General features: G+C 72.7%; 13 protein-coding genes and 1 pseudogene. 7 read left to right on the forward strand and 7 right to left on the reverse strand.

Features of this window, described 5'->3' with window-relative positions; all coding sequences use genetic code 11:
- Nucleotides 1-197: 197 nt before the first annotated feature.
- Both AB0K80_RS31090 and AB0K80_RS31095 read left to right on the forward strand, forming a co-directional pair.
- Nucleotides 198-1,538, forward strand: coding sequence for a transcriptional regulator (locus AB0K80_RS31090; RefSeq protein WP_365675429.1), 1,341 nt, complete (start codon nucleotides 198-200; stop codon nucleotides 1,536-1,538).
- Between the two features lie 109 nt (nucleotides 1,539-1,647).
- Complete coding sequence (locus tag AB0K80_RS31095) at nucleotides 1,648-2,193, forward strand: NUDIX hydrolase (protein ID WP_365675431.1); 546 nt, start codon at nucleotides 1,648-1,650, stop codon at nucleotides 2,191-2,193.
- A gap of 38 nt (nucleotides 2,194-2,231) precedes the next feature.
- Here the strand turns inward: AB0K80_RS31095 and AB0K80_RS31100 are convergent, their stop codons facing one another.
- Together AB0K80_RS31100 and AB0K80_RS31105 are read right to left on the reverse strand one after the other, a co-directional pair.
- On the reverse strand, nucleotides 2,232-2,489 hold the full coding sequence (locus AB0K80_RS31100; protein ID WP_365675432.1) for a hypothetical protein: 258 nt from the start codon (nucleotides 2,487-2,489) through the stop codon (nucleotides 2,232-2,234).
- 193 nt (nucleotides 2,490-2,682) lie between these two features.
- Entirely contained in the window at nucleotides 2,683-3,570 is an 888-nt protein-coding gene (locus AB0K80_RS31105; protein ID WP_365675434.1) for a 3-hydroxybutyryl-CoA dehydrogenase, read from the reverse strand.
- Nucleotides 3,571-3,762: 192 nt separating this feature from the next.
- Here AB0K80_RS31105 and AB0K80_RS31110 point away from each other — a divergent pair, with 192 nt between their 5' ends.
- Nucleotides 3,763-4,986 (forward strand): family 10 glycosylhydrolase, encoded by a 1,224-nt coding sequence (locus AB0K80_RS31110; RefSeq protein WP_365675435.1) that lies wholly within the window; start codon nucleotides 3,763-3,765, stop codon nucleotides 4,984-4,986.
- 1 nt (nucleotide 4,987) lies between these two features.
- Here the strand turns inward: AB0K80_RS31110 and AB0K80_RS31115 are convergent, their stop codons facing one another.
- Together AB0K80_RS31115 and AB0K80_RS31120 are read right to left on the reverse strand one after the other, a co-directional pair.
- A complete protein-coding gene (locus tag AB0K80_RS31115; RefSeq protein ID WP_365675437.1) occupies nucleotides 4,988-5,188 on the reverse strand; it encodes a DUF1918 domain-containing protein in 201 nt (66 codons plus the stop codon).
- Nucleotides 5,189-5,345: 157 nt separating this feature from the next.
- Nucleotides 5,346-6,240: pseudogene (locus AB0K80_RS31120) on the reverse strand (DMT family transporter).
- Between AB0K80_RS31120 and AB0K80_RS31125 the strand changes: the two are divergent.
- The 3 genes from AB0K80_RS31125 (at nucleotide 6,239) to AB0K80_RS31135 (ending at nucleotide 8,834) form a co-directional block, all read left to right on the forward strand.
- Nucleotides 6,239-7,699 carry a PLP-dependent aminotransferase family protein gene (locus tag AB0K80_RS31125; RefSeq protein ID WP_365675439.1) on the forward strand — a complete coding sequence of 487 codons (1,461 nt, stop codon included), beginning with the start codon at nucleotides 6,239-6,241 and terminating at the stop codon, nucleotides 7,697-7,699. The pseudogene AB0K80_RS31120 and the gene AB0K80_RS31125 overlap by 2 nt on opposite strands.
- Nucleotides 7,700-7,725: 26 nt before the next feature.
- Nucleotides 7,726-8,166, forward strand: coding sequence for a GNAT family N-acetyltransferase (locus AB0K80_RS31130; RefSeq protein WP_365675440.1), 441 nt, complete (start codon nucleotides 7,726-7,728; stop codon nucleotides 8,164-8,166).
- A gap of 74 nt (nucleotides 8,167-8,240) precedes the next feature.
- A complete protein-coding gene (locus tag AB0K80_RS31135; RefSeq protein ID WP_365675441.1) occupies nucleotides 8,241-8,834 on the forward strand; it encodes a histidine phosphatase family protein in 594 nt (197 codons plus the stop codon).
- Here the strand turns inward: AB0K80_RS31135 and AB0K80_RS31140 are convergent.
- Entirely contained in the window at nucleotides 8,816-9,256 is a 441-nt protein-coding gene (locus AB0K80_RS31140; protein ID WP_365675443.1) for a DUF6314 family protein, read from the reverse strand. The genes AB0K80_RS31135 and AB0K80_RS31140 overlap by 19 nt on opposite strands.
- A gap of 143 nt (nucleotides 9,257-9,399) precedes the next feature.
- Between AB0K80_RS31140 and AB0K80_RS31145 the strand changes: the two genes are divergently transcribed.
- Nucleotides 9,400-11,883, forward strand: coding sequence for an alpha-L-arabinofuranosidase C-terminal domain-containing protein (locus AB0K80_RS31145; protein WP_365675445.1), 2,484 nt, complete (start codon nucleotides 9,400-9,402; stop codon nucleotides 11,881-11,883).
- Between the two features lie 64 nt (nucleotides 11,884-11,947).
- On the opposite strand, the gene AB0K80_RS31150 is transcribed toward AB0K80_RS31145, so the two are convergent.
- Both AB0K80_RS31150 and AB0K80_RS31155 read right to left on the reverse strand, forming a co-directional pair.
- Entirely contained in the window at nucleotides 11,948-12,538 is a 591-nt protein-coding gene (locus tag AB0K80_RS31150) for a hypothetical protein (protein WP_365675447.1), read from the reverse strand.
- Nucleotides 12,539-12,571: 33 nt separating this feature from the next.
- Entirely contained in the window at nucleotides 12,572-13,270 is a 699-nt protein-coding gene (locus tag AB0K80_RS31155; RefSeq protein WP_365675449.1) for a DUF6215 domain-containing protein, read from the reverse strand.
- Between the last annotated feature and the right edge of the window lie 150 nt (nucleotides 13,271-13,420).

Consider the following 13,420-nt stretch of genomic DNA (forward strand, 5'->3'; position numbering starts at 1 on the left):
CGGACGGCGAAGGCGGGCCGCCGCACTGTACGAGGGGGAGCCGGCGGCCCGGCCGGCCTCTTGCGAGGCATTTCAGTCAACCGGCTGGAAACACAGCGCGACAGCGCGCGCACCCTACGGATTCGAGCACTTGCTTCACACCCCGTGTGAAGGCGGACCCACTACTCTGTCGGCACCGAGCCACCGGGGGGCCTCCCATGCAGCCCAACACTCTGCTCGACGCGATCCTGGACGAGGCCGGGATCTCCCACGCCGGGCTGGCCGCGCACGTCAACCAGGCGGGCCGCAGACGCGGGCTCGCGCTGCGCTACGAACACACCGCCGTCGCCCGCTGGCTGAAAGGGCAGCGGCCCCGCGGCCAGGTGCCCGACCTGATCTGCGAGGTGCTCGCCGCCCGGCTGCAGCGGCCGGTGACCCTCGACGACATCGGCCTCGGCGTGCCCGGCGAGCCGGCCGCCTCGCACACCGGCTCGCTGTCCGGGTTCGTGGAGCGGGCGACCGCCCTGTGGCGCTCCGACCAGCAGCAGCGCCCGCACATCCTGGGCGCCCCCGCGCTCACCGGCACGCCCGCCGTGATGCCCGTGTGGGAGTGGGAGAACCCGCCGGAGGACGTGGACGTCTCGCGCGGCGGACGGCACCGGGTCACCCCGTCGGACATCGAGATGCTGCGCGCCGCCCGCACGCACTACGAGCAGATGTACCGCAAGGCCGGCGGCATCGCGACCCGCGCCCGCATCGTCGGCTTCCTCAACGCCGAGGCCGCCCCGCTGCTGCGCGGTGGCTACACCGACGCGACCGGCCGTCAACTGCACCGCGCCACCGGCGGGTTGGTGGCCATCGCGGGCATCTGCGCCTACGACTCCGACGCGCACGGGCTCGCCCAGCGGTACTTCCACCAGGCGCTGCGCCTGGCCAAGGCCAGCGGGGACCGGGGGCTCGGGGCGTATGTCATCGCCCTGCTGGTCAACCAGTCGCTGTTCATGCGGGAGCACCGGCAGGCCGTGGCCTTCGCGGAGGCCGCGCTGCGCGCCGCCGGCCGGCACATCACCCCGGCCCTCGCCTCCGACCTGTACGCGATGCAGGCGAAGGCGTACGCGCACCTCGGCGACGGTACGAGCGCGCTGTCCTGCATCCGCCGGGCCGAGCAGGCCGCCGAACGCATCCGGCGCGGGTACGAACCCGACGAGACCGGCTATGTCCAGCCCGGGCTCGTCAACGTCCAGGTGGCGGAGGCGCTGCTCAGCCTCGGTGAGATCCAGGCCGCCCGGGAGCATGCCGCGGCGGCCGTCGACAACCCCGCCCACGACCGGGGCCGGGTGCACCGGCTGGCCATGCTCAGCACGATCGAACTGCGGCAGGGCAACGCCGACAAGGCCGTCGCCATCGCCGTGCAGATGGCCGAACAGGCCCGGGGAATGGAGTCCCATCGGCTGCGTGACAGACTCCGCGCGGTCCGCGAGCACCTGGTGCGCAGCGGCTGTGCGGGCACGTCCGAGGCCGCCGAACTCATCGACGGAGCGCTGCGCGTACCGCTGTAGAACGCTGCGCCCGCCGCCGTGGCCGGGCCGCGAACCGGACGCGCGAACTCCACCCACTCACGGTTTCCCCTGCGATATTGCCCCTTACCCGACGGAAGGTGGCAGAACCGTGCAGTGGACGAAACAGAACGAGCAAACGGTGTACTCAAACCGCTGGTTCAGCGTCAATCTCGCGGATGTGGAGCTGCCGGACGGCCGGCATCTCGACCACTTCCTCATCCGGCTGCGGCCCGTCGCCGTGGCCACGGTGGTGAACGAGGCCAACGAGGTCCTGCTGCTGTGGCGGCACCGTTTCATCACCGACAGCTGGGGGTGGGAACTGGCGGCCGGGGTGGTCGAGGACGGCGAGGACATCGCCGTGGCGGCGGCCCGGGAACTGGAGGAGGAGACCGGCTGGCGGCCGGGACCCCTGCGCCACCTCATGAGCGTGGAGCCGTCCAACGGCCTCACCGACGCCCGGCATCACATCTACTGGGCCGACGAGGGCGAGTACGTCGGACACCCCGTGGACGACTTCGAGTCGGACCGCCGGGAATGGGTCCCCCTCAAGCTCGTCCCCGACCTGGTCGCCCGCGGGGAGGTCCCGGCCGCCAACATGGCGGCCGCGTTACTCCTGCTGCACCATCTCCGGCTCGGACAGGACACCTTGCCCTGATGCCCCACCGCGTCCGGGCCGGCCGGTGACAGGCCTCCTCAGCGGCCGAACGCCTGCCAGAACGCCACCACGAGCGCGCCTATGGCCGTCAGAGCCGCGAGGGACGGCAGCGGCCAGCGGGCGTGTTCCAGCGTGACGATCCGGTTGTTCAGTTCGTCCAGTTCCTTGGCCGTCTCCTCGGTGCGGTGGCTGAGCAGTGCGAGTCCGCCTTCGACGCGGGCGTAGGCGACGTCGAGGCGGCGTCGTAACTCTGCGAGTTCTCCGTGGACGACGGGATGCTCGGGATCGGCGGTCACGAGTCCGCTCCTTTCCGTGGTCGAATCACGTCCCTTGCATGCGCATGCTGAGTCAACTCGCCTGGTGGGCGCGTGGGGAGCGTGTGTGCGTGGCATATGCGAGCCCGCCGCGCACACGGTGTGTGAAAGGCACGGGCCCGGCACCCTTTCCGGTGCCGGGCCCGTCAACTGGCCGAAATCTGACCGTCTGTAATCAGCCGTAGGTGTAGAAGCCGGAGCCCGTCTTCCGGCCCAGGCGGCCCGCGTCGACCATGCGCTGCAGCAGCGGGGGAGCGGCGTACAGGGGCTCCTTGTACTCCTCGTACATCGACTGCGCGACCGAGGCGACCGTGTCCAGGCCGATGAGGTCGGACAGCTTCAGCGGGCCCATCGGGTGGGCGCAGCCCATCTCCATGCCGTTGTCGATGTCCTCGCGGCTGGCGATGCCCGACTCGAACATCCGGATCGCGGAGAGCAGGTACGGGATCAGCAGCGCGTTGACGACGAACCCCGAGCGGTCCACGGCGCGGATGGAGTGCTTGCCCAGCACCTTCTCGGTGAACAACTGCGCCCGGCTGATCGTGCCCTCGGAGGTGGTCAGGGCGGGGATCAGCTCGACGAGCTGCTGCACCGGGGCCGGGTTGAAGAAGTGGATGCCGATGACCTGGTCGGGCCGCGAGGTCGCGACGGCCAGCTTCACCAGCGGGATGGAGGAGGTGTTGGACGCCAAGATCGCGTCCGGCCGCGTCACGACCTGGTCCAGCACCTGGAAGATCTCGGTCTTGACCTGCTCGTTCTCGACGACGGCCTCGATCACCAGGTCGCGGTCGGCGAACTCGCCGAGGTCGGTGGTGAAGCTCAGGCGCGTCTGGGTGGCCTCCCGCTCCGCCGCGGAGATCTTGCCGCGCTCCTCCGCCTTGGACAGGGAGTTGAACAGCCGGGTACGGCCGATCTCCAGGGCCTCGCCGGTGGTCTCGGCGACCTTCACGTCCAGACCGGCCCGGGCGCACACCTCGGCGATGCCCGCGCCCATCTGACCGCAGCCCACCACTCCGACGCGTGCGATGTCTCCCGAGGGGGTGCCCGATGGGGTGTCCGTCACATCGTCCCTTTCGCTGCTGTTCCACAGTGGCAGGTCCGCCGTGTTCGGTGCCTGCTCCGTTCGTGCACGTTACTCCCAAGTATCGATGATCGATCGCCTGGGGCGGGCATCCGTCGGGCATTCTGTGGGCGACGGGCTGTGCCGGCAGCGATCCGTGACCAGGCGGATCCACAGCGTTGCAGGGAGTTGCGGATGGGACGGGTCACACGCAGGGCGTTCGCGCTGGCGGCGCTGTCGGCGCTGACGATGGTGCCGGAGGCGTCGGCCGCACCCCGGGGCCGGCGGGCGCCCGCGCAGATGCGGGGCGTGTGGCTCGCGACCGTGGCCAACCGGGACTGGCCGTCCAGGCCGGGGCTGACGGCGGCCCAGCAGCGGGCCGAGCTCCTGGCCCACCTCGACCGTGCCGTGAGCAACCGCCTGAACACCGTCATCCTCCAGGTGCGGCCCGCGGCCGACGCGCTGTGGCCCTCGCCCCACGAGCCGTGGTCGCAGTACCTCACCGGGACCCAGGGCGCGGACCCCGGCTGGGACCCGCTCGGCACGGCCGTCGAGGAGGCCCACGCCCGGGGCCTGGAGCTGCACGCCTGGTTCAACCCGTACCGGGTCGCCACCCACGCGGACCCGGCTCGGCTGGCCGCCTCCCACCCGGCGCGCAGGCACCCGGAGTGGGTGGTGACGTACGGCGGGAAGCTGTACTACAACCCGGGGCTGCCCGAGGTCCGGGCGTTCGTGCAGGACGCCATGCTCGACGCCGTGGCGAAGTACCCGGTCGACGCGGTCCACTTCGACGACTACTTCTACCCGTATCCCGTGGCGGGCCAGACCTTCGACGACGACGAGGCCTACGCCCGGTACGGCGCCGCCTTCCCGGACCGGGCCGCCTGGCGGCGGGACAACATCGACCGGCTCGTGCGTGAGACGGCCGCCGCCGTGCGGAAGATCCGGCCGTCCGCGCGCTTCGGCATCAGCCCGTTCGGCGTCTGGCGCAACGCCACCACCGACCCGCTGGGCTCCGACACGCGGGCGGGCGTCCAGACCTACGACGACCTGCACGCGGACACCCGCCGGTGGGTGCGGGAGGGCTGGATCGACTACGTGTGCCCGCAGCTGTACTGGAACATCGGCTTCGCCGCCGCCGACTACGCGAAGCTGCTCTCCTGGTGGGCGCGGGTCGCGCAGGGCAGCGCCACGCGGCTGTACGTGGGTGAGGCGCTGTACAAGGCCGGGGACCCGGCGCAGCCCGTCGCCTGGCAGGACCCGGCGGAGCTGTCCCGGCACCTCACCCTCGCCCAGGACCTCCCGCAGGTGCGCGGGCACGTCTACTTCGCCGCCAAGGACGTGGCGGCCGACCGGATCGGGGCGATGGCGCGGGTGGTCGCCGACCACTACCGGCAGCCGGCGAGGCCCCCGCGCTGATCTACTGCTGCGGCTGCGTCGCCCTGTGGCGGATCTCGGTGTCCGGGCCGGGGGAGCAGATGCCCTCGTGACCGTCCTCGAAACGGACGCGGAAGGGCGGGTTGCCCTCCTGGCCCAGCACTTCGACGATCTCGCCGACCTTGTCGTGCTGTCCGACCACCCTGCCGTGCTGGACAAGCTGGTCGCCCACGGTTGCACGCATCGTGTGGGGCCTCCTCACCATGTGCGGGAGCAGCGGTCCGTGGCCTTGAGTCTACGGCGCGGGGCGCGGGTCGGCAGGCGGGCGGGTGGGTGGCCGGCCGGGCGTCCGGCCCGGCCGGGAAAGGCTTCCGTACCACCGGTGGGGTCGGCCGGCCCGCTCAGCCGCGTGCCCGCTGGGTCACGGCGATGCACACCAGTACCGCCGCGGCCGTCAGCGGGGCGGCCACCGTCAGGTGCTCGCCCAGCAGCAGCACCGACCACACCAGGGTGAGCAGGGGCTGGGCCAGCTGGATCTGGCTGGCCTTCGGAATGCCGATGGCCGCCATGCCCCGGTACCAGACCACCAGGCCGAGGAACTGCGAGCCCGCCGCCACCCACAGCACTCCGGCCACGCTGTGCGCGGTCAGCCGTACGGGCTCCTGCGACAGCGCGAGCGCGGCGGCGGGCAGGGCCAGGGGGAGGCACAGCACCAGCGCCCAGCCGATGACCTGCCAGCCGGGCATCACCCGGGCCAGCCGGCCGCCCTCGGTGTAGCCGGCCGCGCAGACCAGCAGCGCGGCGAAGAGGTACAGGTCGGCCGTGGTCAGGGCGCCGCCGCTCTCCTGGACCGTGAACGTCAGCACCGCCGCCGCGCCCGCGAGGGCCGCCGCCCAGAAGGTGCGCGAGGGGCGGGCGCCGACGCGCAGAGCGGACAGCAGGGCCGTGGTCAGCGGCAGCGGTGGAGGTCTCCAGCGCCAGGGTGGTCAGCATCGGGAAACCGAAGACCACGCCCCCTCCGACCACCGCCAGGCCCGGCCAGTGCCGGCGGGCGGGCAGCGGCACCCGCAGCGCCAGCAGGCAGGTCCCCGCGACGAGGGCGGCGAGCACGCTGCGCACGGCGACCAGGGACCAGGGCCCGAAGCCCTCCAGCCCCCAGGCCGTCGCGGGGAAGGTGAGGGAGAAGGCGGTGACGCCGAGGGCGGCCTGGAGGGTGCCGAAGCGGGGACGGGCCGACTCCGAGCCGGTGGTGACCGCTATCGGCGAGGGGGCAGTAGCGCTACTCTGTGCTCTCATGCACGAGCGTAGCAGTGTGGGTGAGCTGGCGGAACGGCTACGGCGGGAGCTCGACCGCTACCCACCGGGAGGAAAGCTGCCGTCGAGCCGGGCCCTCGTCGAACGGTTCCGGGTCAGTCCCGTGACCGTCTCGCGGGCCCTGGCGCACCTGGCCGCCGAGGGGCTGGTGGTCACCCGGCCCGGCGCCGGGGCGTTCCGCGCCCGGCCCCGCGAGGCGGCCGCCCCGGCCGGTGACACCTCCTGGCAGGAGGTCGCGCTCAGCGCCGACGGCGCCGCCGACCTCGTCCCGCGCTCGGTGGACGCCTCCGGCGTGCTGGTCTCGCTCGCCGCGCCGCCGCCCGAGGTGATCGAGTTCAACGGCGGCTATCTGCACCCCTCCCTGCAGCCGGAGCGGGCGATGTCGGCCGCCCTGGCCCGGGCGGGACGCCGTCCCGGTGCCTGGGGCCGGCCGCCCATGGAGGGGCTGCCGGAGCTGCGGGAGTGGTTCGCGCGGAGCATCGGCGGACCCGGCGGGACGGTCACGGCCGCCGAGGTGCTGGTCACGGCGGGCGGCCAGTCCGCGCTGACCACCGCGCTGCGCGCGCTCGCCCCGCCCGGCGCGCCCGTCCTCGTCGAATCGCCCACCTACCCCGGCATGCTGGCCATCGCCCGCGCCGCCGGACTGCGCCCGGTGCCCGTCCCCGTGGACGCCGACGGGCTGCGCCCGGAGCTGCTCGCCGACGCGTTCCGGGCCACCGGCGCCCGGGTCCTGGTCTGCCAGCCGCTGTTCCAGAACCCGACCGGGGCCGTGCTCGTCCCCGAGCGGCGCGGCGAGGTGCTGCGCATCGCGCGCGAGGCCGGGGCGTTCGTCGTCGAGGACGACTTCGTACGGCGGCTCGTGCACGAGGACGCCGGGCCTCTGCCGCGCCCGCTCGCCGCCGACGACCCCGACGGTGTCGTCGTCCACGTCTGCTCCCTGACCAAGGCGACCTCGCCCAGCTTCCGGGTGAGCGCGCTCGCCGCCCGCGGGCCGGTGTTGGAGCGGCTGCGCGCCATCCAGGTCGTCGACACCTTCTTCGTGCCCCGGCCCCTTCAGGAAGCCGCCCTGGAGCTCGTGGGCTCGCCGGCCTGGCCACGTCATCTGCGCGCGATCTCCGCCGAGTTGAAGGCCCGGCGCGACGCGATGACCGCCGCGCTCCGGCTCCGCCTGCCCGAACTCGCCCTGCCGCACGTCCCGTCGGGCGGCTACCACCTGTGGCTGCGGCTGCCCGAGGGCATGGCCGAGACGGCCCTGACGGCCGCCGCTCTGCGCGCCGGGGTGGCCATCACCCCGGGCCGCCCGTACTTCAGCGCCGAGCCCCCCGCCGCCCACGTCCGGCTGAGCTTCGCCGCGGTCGCGGGCACCGGGGAGATCGCGGAAGGGGTACGGCGGCTGCGTGAGGCCTGCGACGAGGCGCTCGGCGGAAATCGTTCGACGTGAGCGGCCCGCGCTGCCACCATCCCCGCATGAACGACACCCCGAGCCTGCCCGACGGCTACGAGTTCTCCGCCGACCCCGCCCGCATCGACGCCGCGCGGGTGCACCACTGGCTGTCCACCGACGCCTACTGGGCGCTGGGCCGCAGCCGCGAGAAGCAGGACCGGGCGATCGAGGGCTCGCTCAACTTCGGGGTGTACGCGTCGGTGTCGGGGGAGCAGGTGGCCTACGCGCGGGTCGTCACCGACCGGGCGACCTTCGCCTGGCTGTGCGACGTCTACGTCGACCCGGGCGTGCGCGGCAAGGGGCTCGGTACGGCGCTGGTGGCGGCCGTACGGGAGCACCTGCGGCCGTACGGACTGCGGCGCGTCCTGCTCGCGACGCACGACGCCCACGGGGTGTACGAGCAGGTCGGCTTCCGCGCGCTGGAGCGTCCCGACCGGTGGATGGCGCTGCACTTCGGCGAGTGAGGCCGGACGCGACCCGGGTAACTCCCCGGTAACGCCTCTTGACCTGCGCAGTTGTCGCGCCGCACCATCCACGCATGCCACTTCGGGTCACGTTCGTCGCCGCCGCGCGCAGCTCCCCCCAGCTCGCCGAGCGCTTCGAGGACGACCGGCCGCTGGACCAGGCCGGCTGGGAGGAGGTGCAGCGGGCCGCCGGCGACCTGCTGCCCCTCGCCGCCGCCGAGCTGCGGTACTGCTCGCCGACTCCGCGCAGCCGTACCACCGGCGACGCCCTCGGCTACGCCCCCCTCGCGCAACTCGCCCTGCGCGACTGCGCCATGGGCCGCTGGCGCGGGCTGACGCTGGGCGAGGCGATGGCCCGGGAGCCGGAGGAGGTGGACGCCTGGCTCACCGACCCGCTCGCGGCCCCGCACGGCGGGGAGTCGCTGCACGCCTTCATCGCCCGGGTCGGCGGCTGGCTCGACACCCGGCCCGTCGAGGACGGCTGCCGGATCGTGGCGGTCGCCGAGCCCTCGGTGATCCGTGCCGCCCTGGTGTACGTCCTGAAGGCACCGCCCCTGACGTACTGGAACATCGATGTGCGCCCCCTGTCGACGACCACCGTCACCGGCCGGGCGGGCCGCTGGAACCTGCGCTTCGACGGGGCCTTCGCTCAGCCCGCCCGCGCGTAGCCGGTGGTGAGCACCAGGTCCTTGGCGGGGCCGCGCACCCGCCACACCGTCCGCCAGTGGTCCTGGTCGAGGACGGTGAACTCCCCGCGGTAGAGGTCCGCCGCGCAGGGGTGGTCGGCCGTGTGGTGCCCCGCGGTCAGGTCCAGGTCGTGGAAGGGGCGGCCGTCCGCGAACCGCACGTCGGCCGTGCCGCCCGGGCCGGGCAGGAAGCGCAGGGTCCGCTCGGCGGGGCGGGCCACGCCCTGCCAGACGAACGTGCCGGACTCCCGGTGCAGCAGGCCGCCGCCCTCCAGCGGGCCGAAAACCGTCGTCCCGCGGAAGGTGCCCCGCTGCCCGCTCGCCCGGTCCCGCACCGTCCGCTCGACCTGCCAGGTACCCGCCAGATACGCCAGCGCATCCGGCACCGGCCAGAACTCGCCCATCGCGCCTCGCACTTCTCCTCGTCCGCCGCCGTCCGCCCCATTGACTCCCCGTGGCCCCCTCCCTATCTTGCCGTTCGAAGTGCTGACCAATGTTTGATATATCGAACGACTCGCGTTCCACTCCCTCGAGCCGCGGAGTATCCATGTCACGCACCACCGGCACCCGCTGGAGATTCGGCCTCACCGCCACCGCCCTCCTGACGGCCGCCGCCCTCGTCCCCGTCCCCGCGCACGCCGAGTCCGTCACCGACTACACGATCACCGTCGATCCGCAGGCGAAGGGTGCCGCGATCGACCGCACGATGTACGGCGTGTTCTTCGAGGACATCAACCGCGCCGCCGACGGCGGCCTGTACGCCGAGCTCGTGCAGAACCGGTCCTTCGAGTACTCCACCGCCGACAACGGCTCCTACACCCCGCTGACCTCCTGGACGGTCACGGGGACGGCCCGCGTCGCCGACGACTCCGGCCGCCTCAACGAGCGCAACCGCAGCTACCTCTCCCTGGGCGCCGGCGCGTCCGTCACGAACGCCGGCTACAACACCGGCATCCGCGTCGAGCAGGGCAAGGCGTACGACTTCTCGGTGTGGGCCCGCGCCGAGGCCGGCACGACCCTCACCGTCTCCCTGAAGGACGCCGCGGGAGCGCTGGCCCCCGCCCGCCAGGTGGCCGTGCAGGGCGGCTGGGCCAAGTACCGGGCCACCTTCACCGCGACCCGCACCAGCAACCGCGGCCGCCTCACCGTCGCCACCACACAGGCGGCCGCCCTCGACATGGTCTCGCTGTTCCCGCGCGACACCTACAAGCACCAGCCGAACGGCCTGCGCAAGGACCTCGCCGAGAAGATCGCCGCCCTGAAACCGGGATTCGTGCGCTTCCCCGGCGGCTGCCTGGTCAACACCGGCTCCATGGAGGACTACAGCGAGGCCTCCCACTGGCAGCGCAAGCGCAGCTACCAGTGGAAGGACACCATCGGCCCGGTCGAGCAGCGCGCCACCAACGCCAACTTCTGGGGCTACAACCAGAGTTACGGCCTCGGCTACTACGAGTACTTCCGCTTCGCCGAGGACATCGGCGCGATGCCGCTGCCCGTCGTCCCGGCACTGGTGACCGGCTGCGGCCAGAACAAGGCCGTCGACGACGACGCCCTGCTGAAGCGGCACGTCCAGGACACCCTGGACCTCATCGAGTTCGCCAACGGCCCGGCGACCTCCAGGTGGGGCAAGGTCCGCGCCCAGATGGGCCACCCCAGGCCCTTCCACCTCACCCACATCGAGGTCGGCAACGAGGAGAACCTGCCCGCCGAGTTCTTCGCCCGCTTCCAGAAGTTCCGGGCCGCGATCGAGGCGAAGTACCCGGACATCACCGTCATCTCCAACTCGGGCCCGGACGACTCCGGCGCGACCTTCGACACCGCCTGGAAGCTGAACCGCGAGGCGAACGTCGACATGGTCGACGAGCACTACTACAACAGCCCGCAGTGGTTCCTGCAGAACAACGACCGCTACGACTCCTACGAGAGGAACGGCCCCAAGGTCTTCCTCGGCGAGTACGCCTCCCAGGGCAACGCCTGGAAGAACGGCCTGGCGGAGGCCGCGTACATGACCGGCCTGGAGCGCAACGCGGACGTCGTCAAGCTCGCCTCCTACGCCCCGCTGCTCGCCAACGAGGACTACGTCCAGTGGCGGCCGGACCTGATCTGGTTCAACAACCGCGCGTCCTGGAACTCGGCCAACTACGAGGTCCAGAAGCTGTTCATGAACAACGTCGGCACCCGGGTCGTCCCCTCCAGGGCGTCCACCACGCCGGACGTCAGCGGCCCGATCAGCGGCGCCGTCGGCCTGTCCACCTGGGCGACCAGCGCCGCGTACGACGACGTGAAGGTCACGGCCGCCGACGGCTCGACGCTGCTCGGCGACGACTTCTCCGGTGACGCCTCCCAGTGGAAGCACGTGGGCGGCGGCAGCTGGAGCGTCCAGGACGGGCAGTACGTCCAGACGGACGCCGCCGCCGAGAACACCCTGGTCACCGCTGGCGACCCGGCCTGGCACGACTACGACCTGCAGGTGAAGGCCACCAAGAAGTCCGGCAAGGAGGGCTTCCTCGTCGCCTTCGGCGTCAAGGACACCGGGAACTACTACTGGTGGAACCTGGGCGGCTGGAACAACACCCAGTCCGCCGTCGAGCAGGCCGTGGACGGCGGCAAGTCGACGCTGATCTCCAAGCCCGGCTCGGTCGAGACGGGCCGCGCCTACGACATCCACATCAAGGTGCGCGGCCGCCAGGTCACCCTCTTCCTCGACGGCAAGGAGTGGGGCAGCTTCACCGACGACAAGCCGGCCGAGCCGTTCCGCCAGGTCGTCACCCGGGACACCAGGACCGGTGAGCTGATCGTCAAGGTCGTCAACGCCCAGCCGTCCGAGGCCCGCACGGCGATCGACCTGGGCGGTGCCAAGGTCGCCGGCACGGCCCGGGTGACCACGCTGGCCGCCGACGAGGACGCGGTGAACACCGAGACGGACACGCCGGTGACGCCGGTGACGTCCACGTTCCGGGGGGTCGCGGACACGTTCACGTACACCTTCCCGGCCAACTCCGTCACCTTCCTGCGGATCAAGGAGAGGTGACCACGGTGGGGTGACCGGGGGGCCGCCGTCCGAGGGCGGCGGCCCCCCGAGGGCTCCCGGCGCCTCAGCCGCCGAAGGGCGGCAGGGCCTTGAACCGCTCGTCGAGCGTGACGGTGGGCGTGATCCGGCGCAGGGCGGTCCGGACGAGGGTGAGCGGGTGATCCGGGAACTGCGCGTCCCACTCCTCGTGATCGCCCACGTGGTACGGCAGCCCGCCGCCCGCCCCCGGGTCGTACGGGTGCGGCCGGAAGTAGTCGGCGGGGCCGACCCGCGCCATGACCATCGCCTCGCGCATCCCGGTCGTGGCACCCTCCGCCGCCTGCACCTTCAGCACGGTGCTGCACCCGGCCTTCGGCACCGTCCACGACCCGAGGAACACCTGGCCGTGCCCGCCGGGCCGCGGCACCTTCACGAGCTGCCGCACCGCCGGGACACCGTCCACCCGGCCGAGCTCCGCCTCGATCAGGCCCCCGTCGGCCCGGGCCACGCCCCGCGCCAGACCGGCCCTGAGCCGCTCGGGCCCGTCCAGCCGGGCGGGCAGGTCGGGCACCAGCGGGAAGAAGTGCACCGAGAGGACGAGCCCTTGCTGGTCGGTCCACACGCCGGGCTCACGTGCGGTGAAGCCGGTCAAATCCAGGGCGGTGATCGGAGTCATGGTGGTCATCATGCCGGGCGCGGCGCGCGGCGGTCAGCCGCCGGCGGACCACCGCGGCACCGTCGGCAGCACCTTCTCGGCGACGCGCAGCAGCACCGCGTCGTCCGGCACCGCGCCGTCCGCGCGCCACAGGCTCACCTCGAAGGAGCCGCCGCTGTCCTTGGCGTCCTGCGCCACGGACACCACACGCGCCGGGACGCCCGGTTCGCTGCGGGAGTCGCCCCCGTCGAGGCGGAAGGCGATGCTGACGGTGCGACTCGAGTACAGGACGGCCGGGCGGCCCAGCAGGGTCCGCTGCCGCGCCTCGGGCCCCAGCAGCCGCGCGGACCCGGCCACCGGGAAACGGTCGTAGGTGGCCGCCAGCGTCACGGTGTAGGTGTCGAACTCGACCTGGGCGGACGGGGTGGCGATCTCCTTGCCGCCGCCCGACGTGAAGGAGGAGTCGCCGCCGCTCGCGGACTTCGCGGCCTGCCCCGGGGTGCCCAGCAGCTCGGCGAGGTCGGTCCGGTTCAGCGCCTCGCACAGCTGCGCCCCGGTGACATGCCGGGACGCCTTGGGGGACTCCCCGTCGGAGCAGGTGGCGGCCGGCGGAGCACTGCCGGCGGTGTCCGAGGACGACGTCTGCTGCACGGCCCACAGGCCGGCGCCGAGCGCCCCGACCAGAACGAGGGCCGCGACGGCCTGCCCCCATGCACTCGGTGCCTTGCCAGGCCCGTCCGCGTTCTCCGACATGTTCCCCCGCTTGCCGTGCTCCCCTGAGACGTGCCCGGGGACCGTAACCCGTGATCGTCGTGCGGGCAAGCGGAATCGACGTCCGCCCCGGGCCTGCGGGCAGAGGCAGCCGCCTCCACTGATTGCATAAACGTGCAGCGAAACGTATAG

The sequence above is a fragment of the Streptomyces sp. NPDC052682 genome, assembly GCF_040678435.1.
In the GTDB taxonomy this organism is placed as follows: Bacteria; Actinomycetota; Actinomycetes; order Streptomycetales; family Streptomycetaceae; genus Streptomyces.

Coding starts and splice junctions, on each gene's coding strand:
- AB0K80_RS31110 (WP_365675435.1), top strand. CDS start 3,763: ATGGGACGGGTCACACGCAGGGCGTTCGCGCTGGCGGCGCTGTCGGCG.
- AB0K80_RS31125 (WP_365675439.1), top strand. CDS start 6,239: ATGCACGAGCGTAGCAGTGTGGGTGAGCTGGCGGAACGGCTACGGCGG.
- AB0K80_RS31140 (WP_365675443.1), bottom strand. CDS start 9,256: ATGGGCGAGTTCTGGCCGGTGCCGGATGCGCTGGCGTATCTGGCGGGT.
- AB0K80_RS31090 (WP_365675429.1), top strand. CDS start 198: ATGCAGCCCAACACTCTGCTCGACGCGATCCTGGACGAGGCCGGGATC.
- AB0K80_RS31150 (WP_365675447.1), bottom strand. CDS start 12,538: ATGACTCCGATCACCGCCCTGGATTTGACCGGCTTCACCGCACGTGAG.
- AB0K80_RS31135 (WP_365675441.1), top strand. CDS start 8,241: ATGCCACTTCGGGTCACGTTCGTCGCCGCCGCGCGCAGCTCCCCCCAG.
- AB0K80_RS31115 (WP_365675437.1), bottom strand. CDS start 5,188: ATGCGTGCAACCGTGGGCGACCAGCTTGTCCAGCACGGCAGGGTGGTC.
- AB0K80_RS31155 (WP_365675449.1), bottom strand. CDS start 13,270: ATGTCGGAGAACGCGGACGGGCCTGGCAAGGCACCGAGTGCATGGGGG.
- AB0K80_RS31145 (WP_365675445.1), top strand. CDS start 9,400: ATGTCACGCACCACCGGCACCCGCTGGAGATTCGGCCTCACCGCCACC.
- AB0K80_RS31130 (WP_365675440.1), top strand. CDS start 7,726: ATGAACGACACCCCGAGCCTGCCCGACGGCTACGAGTTCTCCGCCGAC.